Source organism: Vibrio sp. 10N.261.55.A10, assembly GCF_041470825.1.
GTDB lineage: Bacteria > Pseudomonadota > Gammaproteobacteria > Enterobacterales > Vibrionaceae > Vibrio > Vibrio crassostreae_C.
This window is the reverse complement of sequence record NZ_JBFRNC010000078.1, coordinates 1-7245: the sequence shown is the minus strand read 5'-3', so window position 1 is coordinate 7245 and position 7245 is coordinate 1. Positions and strand designations below refer to the sequence as shown.

General features: G+C 42.1%; 9 protein-coding genes. 3 read left to right on the top strand and 6 right to left on the bottom strand.

Annotation, left to right across the window (positions count from 1 at the left end):
• Positions 1 to 303: 303 nt before the first annotated feature.
• The 3 genes from AB4274_RS20440 to AB4274_RS20430 are packed head-to-tail and all read left to right on the top strand — an operon-like array spanning position 304 to position 3257.
• On the top strand, positions 304 to 1404 hold the full coding sequence (locus AB4274_RS20440) for a glycosyltransferase (RefSeq protein WP_372113057.1): 1101 nt from the start codon (positions 304 to 306) through the stop codon (positions 1402 to 1404).
• Positions 1401 to 2588: a glycosyltransferase family 2 protein gene (locus AB4274_RS20435; protein ID WP_372113056.1), complete on the top strand. Its 1188-nt coding sequence runs from the start codon at positions 1401 to 1403 to the stop codon at positions 2586 to 2588. Before AB4274_RS20440 ends, AB4274_RS20435 begins: the two co-directional genes overlap by 4 nt.
• 9 nt (positions 2589 to 2597) lie before the next feature.
• Complete coding sequence (locus AB4274_RS20430) at positions 2598 to 3257, top strand: sugar transferase (RefSeq protein WP_017059580.1); 660 nt, start codon at positions 2598 to 2600, stop codon at positions 3255 to 3257.
• A gap of 267 nt (positions 3258 to 3524) precedes the next feature.
• On the opposite strand, the gene AB4274_RS20425 is transcribed toward AB4274_RS20430, so the two are convergent.
• From AB4274_RS20425 to AB4274_RS20400, 6 genes are all read right to left on the bottom strand, one after another.
• Complete coding sequence (locus tag AB4274_RS20425) at positions 3525 to 4040, bottom strand: GNAT family N-acetyltransferase (RefSeq protein WP_372113054.1); 516 nt, start codon at positions 4038 to 4040, stop codon at positions 3525 to 3527.
• A gap of 78 nt (positions 4041 to 4118) precedes the next feature.
• Positions 4119 to 4400 carry a hypothetical protein gene (locus AB4274_RS20420; RefSeq protein ID WP_017059577.1) on the bottom strand — a complete coding sequence of 94 codons (282 nt, stop codon included), beginning with the start codon at positions 4398 to 4400 and terminating at the stop codon, positions 4119 to 4121.
• Positions 4401 to 4594: 194 nt separating this feature from the next.
• Positions 4595 to 4999, bottom strand: a complete 405-nt coding sequence (locus AB4274_RS20415) for a DUF1801 domain-containing protein (RefSeq protein ID WP_372113052.1) — start codon at positions 4997 to 4999, stop codon at positions 4595 to 4597.
• A 103-nt stretch (positions 5000 to 5102) separates the two neighbouring features.
• Complete coding sequence (locus AB4274_RS20410; RefSeq protein WP_372113059.1) at positions 5103 to 5549, bottom strand: hypothetical protein; 447 nt, start codon at positions 5547 to 5549, stop codon at positions 5103 to 5105.
• A 32-nt stretch (positions 5550 to 5581) separates the two neighbouring features.
• Positions 5582 to 6004: a hypothetical protein gene (locus AB4274_RS20405; protein WP_372113050.1), complete on the bottom strand. Its 423-nt coding sequence runs from the start codon at positions 6002 to 6004 to the stop codon at positions 5582 to 5584.
• Between the two features lie 346 nt (positions 6005 to 6350).
• Positions 6351 to 7245 (bottom strand): hypothetical protein (locus AB4274_RS20400; protein ID WP_372113048.1); only part of this gene is annotated, 895 nt, incomplete at its 5' end.

Sequence of the window (7245 nt, the reverse complement as noted above, 5' to 3'; positions counted from 1 at the left end):
ATCTACCCTGCCAGATAGGGCTCGCTTGGCGTTTTGTTTATTTAGAGCCCCAAGTTCTAATGCTACTTTCGATTTACCCAAGCCCTATGATTCAAACTGCCATTCAATTGTATTTTGTTTTGATTCCCATTTTGAGAAATGAAAACTGCCCTAGAATTAAACAATCTAAACAACTGAAAAATAACGGTTATTTAATTGGCACAACTCCTGCAATCTCCTTGTGTAGTTAAACGTTTTAAAGAAGTTACTTCAAGAGAAACGTCAGAAAGGCGAAACAACAATTATAAAGGCAGGGTCCAAACTATGAATACGCATTTAACGAAGCATGGCAAAAAGATCATACACGTTGTTCAGCACCTTGCACCGGGTGGATTAGAAACCCTAACTCTGGATTTGCTCCGCCTTGCTAAACCAACAGACCAAGTGTCGATTGTCAGTTTAGAGGGTACTAAACAAGAGTCTATAAACAACTGGCCGAAGCTAGAGCCATACAAAAAGCAAATCGTCTTTTTGGATAAAGCACCAGGCGTACAATTCAATATCATTATTAAGCTAATTAAAGCCTTCAACGCGATTCGCCCTGATGTGGTTCATACCCATCATATTGGCCCACTGTTATACGCTGGGTATGCCGCTCGCGTAACCGGGGTTCCAACTCGAATCCATACCGAACATGACGCTTGGCATCTGAACAACAACAAACGTCGTCGATTACAAGCGCTTGCTTTAAAAGCTGCTCAACCAACGTTAGTTGCCGACGCGACACGTGTTTATAACCAACTACGCACTGCTTTTTCTTATGAGAACATCATTACCATCAAAAATGGCGTTGATTGTGAGAAGTTTAAGCCAATGTCGAAAGAACACGCGAGAGCAAAACTAAACCTGCCGACAGACAAACACATCATCGGTTGTGCAGGTCGACTAGAACATGTCAAAGGCCAAGATCAACTTATTAAAGCACTGACTCTTTTACCTGCAAACATGGTTGTCGCATTGGCTGGCGGCGGTACTAAACGCAATCAACTAGAGCAACTGACTAGCCGCTTGAATCTGAGTGACCGAGTCATCTTTCTTGGCTTAGTTGAAGACATGACCACGTTTTACGGAGCGTTGGATACGTTCTGCCTACCTTCACGCCACGAAGGGCTGCCGCTTTCTACACTTGAAGCTCAAGCATGCAATATTCCAACCGTCGCAATGGACGTTGGTGCCGTCGATGAAACCTTATGTCCAGTCAGCGGCGTCCTCGTCAAAAGCGGCAGCATTGTGGGGTTAGCTAGTGCGCTATTAGAAAAGCAAAATGAACGCTTTTTGTCACCTCGTCGTTACGTACTCGAAAACTTCGACATCATCAAAATGGTTTCGTCTTACAACGATATATCAGAAGGAGCTTACGCATGATTGATTGGTTGCTTGCGGGACTTTGTTTGTTTTCAGGTGCGTTGATTGTCTATCATCACGCAGCCTACCCTTTGTTACTGCGTTGGTATGCGAAAAGCCGCCCCGCACGCAAAGTTGAAGAGAGTCATCGTTGCTACAAAGAGGAACAGCAAGATTGCACGTTGCCGACCATAACCGTTCTTGTTCCTGCATTTAACGAAGAACAGTGGATCGCAGACAAGATTCGTAACCTTGCTTCACTCGATTACCCAAAAAAGAAGTTGGAAGTCATTATCGCTTGCGATGGTTGCACTGATAACACAGTCGCCATTGCACAAATGACCATACAAGAAGCGATGTGTAGTGATGTCTATTTTGAGATACATGACCATCAAGTAAACCGAGGTAAAGTCGCGGTTGTTAATGAAGAAGTGACACGTATAACCAGTGATATCACGGCGATGAGTGATGTTTCTGCCCTTATTTCATTGGATGCTTTGCTTATAGCTGCCGCTCATTTTGAAAGTGACAAGGTTGGAGTGGTAAACGCAACGTATCAACTTTGTCCAACAGGCAATGAAGGCGAAAACACGTATTGGCAGTACCAAACCGCGGTTAAAGAGTCTGAGGCTTCGTTAGGTTCTAGCTTGGGTTCTCATGGCGCTTTCTACTTGTTTAGAACACACCTGTTTGAACTGCTTCCACTCAACACTATTAATGATGATTTCATCTTACCGATGCAAATCGTTAAACAAGGTTACATCGCCGAATACGAAACCCAAATGGTGGCATTAGAGCTAGAGGAATCGAACCTAGAAACGGACTTCAAAAGAAGACTTCGTATTTCAGCGGGTAACATGCAACAAGCGATTCGATTATTTGGCTTGTTCAGCCCGAAGTTCAAAGGCATCGCGTTTGCGTTCTTTTCAGGAAAAGGACTTCGCCTGCTCACTCCCTATTTAATGATTGTGTGCTTAGTGTGCTCAATCTTACTTAGCAACTACTTGGTATTTGAAGCGCTGTTATGGGCTCAAGTTGCCGTTTATACCATTGGCGTCCTTGGCTGCATCTTACCAAAGCGTCTAGTAAACAAACCTATTTTATTAATCTCTTATTTGATAGTTGGACATTATGCCAACTTCATTGGTGGCATTCGTTACCTAATCGGACTAGAAAACTCACCTTGGACACGAGCAAATCATTAAGGACTTATTATGATTAACATTGAACAGCTATCTACCCAAAACCTATACCAATACAAAATTTCGCGTGCTAAACGTACTTTCGATTTTGTAAGCTCACTGATTGCTTTGATTTTGCTAGCGCCCGTATTTCCGTTGATTGCGATGGCGATTGCACTCACTTCTCGTGGCCCTATTTTCTACCGTCAATTGCGCGTTGGTAAATCGACACCGGAGAAAATGGAAATCTTTGAGATCATGAAATTCCGTAGCATGTACGAGGATGCAGAAACTCGCTCTGGTGCAGTTTGGGCTACCGCGAATGACCCACGAATCACGCCTGTTGGCCGCTTTTTGAGAAAGACACGTCTTGATGAACTGCCACAACTGATCAATGTACTGAAAGGTGAAATGTCTCTAATTGGCCCGCGCCCTGAACGCCCTACTTTTTACACCAAACTAGAGAACGAAATTCCTTACTTTGCCGACCGCACATACGGTGTAATGCCTGGTATTACAGGGCTTGCACAAGTAAATCAAGGTTACGACACCTGTATTGATGATGTACGTCGTAAAGTAGGTTTTGACCACAGTTATGCACTAAGCCTATGTTCGGTTAAGTCTTGGATTGCCGCTGATCTGAGCATCATCTCTAAAACAATCATCGTAATGGTAGATGGTCGAGGTCGCTAAACCAGTATGGTCTAATGTGGATACAAAGCCTGTTTTCTATAAAGCCTTAGGGGGCGATTGGAAAGTCGCTAATGAAACACAGAGTGCCGAATTAGCCCACGTTAACTAGACTCGCTGCTCTCGGTTCTCAGTTGAATGGTGTAATAAGGTTTCTTCCCTATCAATTGACGTAGACATTGGCAATGAATGTATAACGCAGATGTGGCTTGAGTTAGGGATTAGAAATTAAGAGCTGAGAGCTCAGAGTTAAGAATTAAGAATTAAGAATTAAGAGTTAAGACGAGAAAGCTTATATTCATAGAAAACCACAGCACTTTCGTCAGAGGCTTGCTCAACAAAACCTAGCTTTTTAAGTAAGTTGGCAGAGGCTATGTTTGAACGATCGACACCGCCAATCAGTGTTGACCATGACTCCATTTTAGCGACTTCTGTGATGAAACCCTTCAGTAGCTCACTCGCTAAACCCTTGCCCCAGAACTCTTCTGCAAGCAAGTAGCCAATATGAGCATCACTTTCGTCTTCTACATAAGCGAACAGAAAACCAATCAATTGATTATCGTTGGATTTCACTTGAAGTAAGCGGCTCCCCGACAACATTCGGTCGAGCCAAATTTCAGCCAGCTCACCTGACACAATACCATGAAAGTATGGTGGAAGGTTTTCAACTACTGACGAGGTTAGAATGCCAGGTACTCGCTCAAGCAGAGCCGAACGTTCAGGAACAGTAAGTTCACCTGCGACTTCTTCTACTTTTAGTCTTTGAGTTTCAAACGAGATCGCCATGTGTCCTGCCTAATTCGATAAAAATGTGGATTATACACCTGAGTTCTCGTGTTGGCTTCGTTTCCAGGCTAAAGCAAACTAAAGAACAGCCACGCCTTCAACTTCAATCACTGAGTTAACATTTGCTCGCTCGATTATCTTGAGTAACGTCGTTTGAACTAATTCATTATCTCGGATTTCGGTTTCACAAGAAAAACGCTCTTCTTGAACACCATCGCCCTCACCCAGCATAAATTGAACCGCGACTTCCGTTGCGAGATCTTTGGTCGTCCCGTAATACGCTAACGTGATTTTTGGGTATCCGTGGTCGCCTTTTTTAACCTGCTTTGCGATACGTTTTTTGGCTTTATCTAAATTCATACAACTTCCTTTTAAGTTTGAAATACAAGGTGACTAGAACACCTTTTTAAACGGTAAGCAATACAATCAGCGTTGGTTATAGAGATTCCCTAGCCTCTTGATACTAATCAAGATGGTACAGTCTTAGCACTTTAAAGAGTGATAGCTAGAACACAGAAAACCTGTTTAAGAAATATAATGACAACATATAAGAACTACGCGCCAAGAAGTGGGAGATGTTTACGTTGCTGATAAGTTAAGGCTAACTCCAAGCACTGCTTGATTGGTGCCTTGGGAAGTGGTTCAGTCAGTTTCAAGACGATTGCACGATTACCTTGAAATACCAATGTGCCATCGTGCAATTCTCTGAATGTGTCGATTAGCTTCGTTTGGCAGTTAAAGAACAAGTAATAGTTGTTTGGCGATTTTAATTTCCAATCGATTCGAATTGGACTGCCCGTCTTAACGCTGTAACTCGGCTCGCCCCATTTCAGAGACTCTTCGACGTCACCTAGTTCCAAATCAGAGCAAAGCTCAAAGATTAATGAACGCAACTCTTCAAGCCGAGCTCGAACATCATCGGGATACTCGTCGAAATGTGTTTTGATTGCTTGGTCCATTGAACCTCCGATCCACTTGTTGAGATATTAAAATGCAGCTCACTTAAAGCATACAGCCTTAAAATTAGTCCAACTCAAAACGAAAAGTGCCAAGCCTCGTAAATCACTTTTGCGTTATCTGTTCGTTAGCGGTTTTCAAGGCCAGCTTTAAACCGTCCGTATCCTTACAACCAATGTAAACATGCTTTCCATTGCTTAGGCTTAACTTAAGCGCTGAACCTATCGATGCATTATACAACCAACCATCGCTCAGCATTCGGATACCAATACCTTGATACCACTTGCTTTGATAAAACGATGTCTCTGTAATGTCTGACACTTCTACATTCTTACGCCAAAAACCAAAGCCGAAATACCAGCTTAGTACATTGTCTTTGACCTCAATGGTCATGGAGAAAAAGAGCAAAGCAATTAAGCCGTTGATGGCGTGAGCGATTAATGTCCCGGGGTTATTATCAGAGGTAACGACAATGAAAGCACTTATCGCAACAAGGATGAGCAGCAATCCCTTGTTGAATTCCTTACTATAAAACACAGCGACAACTCCCATAGACAACGAACAATCCACTAACTAGCCAACAGTTATCTTACTGCAGCCTTTCTAAAAAATCGTAGCAAGTAATGCAGGCATACTCCCACAACCAAACCAAGTAGCATCGCCTTGATACTACCAACCCAAAGTATCAAACCAGAATAACCTTGTCCCGGACCTAAGCCTTGTTTATTAATCACATCGACAAACATAAAACCGTTCCACAGCACATGCAGTGAGGCTGTAAATCCATGCACACAAATTGCGATGGTTCCAAGTAACTTGTACTTGCTAATGACTGGTGCGCCACAAAAAATGACAACAAGCGCAAAGGTAAAAATCAGAGGGCCAGACAATACTAAAGTGAGTGTGATTACTTCAACGTGGCTCTCTATGCCATAACTGTATGTACAAAATACCATTGTCATTGAAAACAAAAGCGAAATGAGTGCGAACCATAGCGTTCTATTCATTGGGGTTCCCTGCCTTAATAGTGGGTTTAGGACAAATTCGATAATCGACAGGAAGAACTAATTACCAAAAATACGGCATGAGAAATGCCCTTGTTACTCTACTATTCGATGGACGACTCAGACTTTCATAAACCCAATGTAACAGAAGACTTAGAACACAAGCTAGGCTCTATAAATGCGGGAGCAGAAACTTCTACGCTCTTATTGACAGAGGGGGTCATATCAACCCAATTAAGGTGTGAGCAACGCAATACCGATGCTGCCGCATACCACCTTAAACACCTATACCAATGCATAGTAAAAATGCCACGCGTTGCGAATCACTCTTAAACAGTTTGTTATATTGTTACAGGTGCTGTTCGATAAGATCCAGCTTTTCAAATAAAGTTGCAGGCAACCAAGATAGCCTTATTGACAATTTATTACCGTCACCTTTATCGAAGTAGCCTACGGCATACTCATTATAAACATACCCTTGAGGTTCGTTTATAAGCTGCAATATATAGTCTCTTGCTTCTTGTACTTTAGGTAACGATGTTTCTTTTTTAAACTGAGCATAGATATCAAACAAGGAGTTAACTAATTTTTCAATAATTTCAAAGACACAAAAGAACTCAGCTTGAGCTTGTAGTCTAGGCTTCACAATGGCTCCCCAACTATCGTAACTGTTTAGTAACTCGTCACGACTAAACTCCAACTTAACATGAGACTCAATATGAGTTGATTCAAATTTGTCATCGAGAGAAAAATGAATGGGAGGCATACCAACGTGCTGAACGAAGTTTCTCAGTTTACTAGCAAAACAATATGAAAACTCATTATCAAAAGCGTGCGACAGTAGTTTCTTTAGTGCTTTCCATTCCTCAGATTCAGAGCCATAAGTACGTTTAACTCGTGCTTCTAAGTGGTCAGTCATTGTTCTCATTGACGTAAGTAGGTTAAGCAAACTTCTGTTGATAAATCGAATAAACTCATCATAGATGAACGGAGTAACTACCTCTCCGCTATTGTAATGACCATTGACTTTATTCCGGAGTTCACGAAGAAATGAATTATAATTTTCATTTACATAATCTAAAAGCTGACACTCTCGGTTGAACTCAAATATCTCATGTTTGGCTTGATCGATGCATTCTAATTCTTCTTGCGAGATTTTCTTTTGCGGGTTTATATTTTCACCGCTTACCTTTACAAGCATTGCCTCTTCCATTGTGCCTCCTTCCCTATCTGGCAGGGTAGAT

Excerpts from the sequence above, each read along its gene's own strand:
- AB4274_RS20440 (WP_372113057.1), top strand. The coding sequence starts at position 304 with ATGAATACGCATTTAACGAAGCATGGCAAAAAGATCATACACGTTGTT.
- AB4274_RS20430 (WP_017059580.1), top strand. The coding sequence starts at position 2,598 with ATGATTAACATTGAACAGCTATCTACCCAAAACCTATACCAATACAAA.
- AB4274_RS20425 (WP_372113054.1), bottom strand. The coding sequence starts at position 4,040 with ATGGCGATCTCGTTTGAAACTCAAAGACTAAAAGTAGAAGAAGTCGCA.
- AB4274_RS20435 (WP_372113056.1), top strand. The coding sequence starts at position 1,401 with ATGATTGATTGGTTGCTTGCGGGACTTTGTTTGTTTTCAGGTGCGTTG.
- AB4274_RS20405 (WP_372113050.1), bottom strand. The coding sequence starts at position 6,004 with ATGAATAGAACGCTATGGTTCGCACTCATTTCGCTTTTGTTTTCAATG.
- AB4274_RS20415 (WP_372113052.1), bottom strand. The coding sequence starts at position 4,999 with ATGGACCAAGCAATCAAAACACATTTCGACGAGTATCCCGATGATGTT.
- AB4274_RS20410 (WP_372113059.1), bottom strand. The coding sequence starts at position 5,549 with ATGGGAGTTGTCGCTGTGTTTTATAGTAAGGAATTCAACAAGGGATTG.
- AB4274_RS20420 (WP_017059577.1), bottom strand. The coding sequence starts at position 4,400 with ATGAATTTAGATAAAGCCAAAAAACGTATCGCAAAGCAGGTTAAAAAA.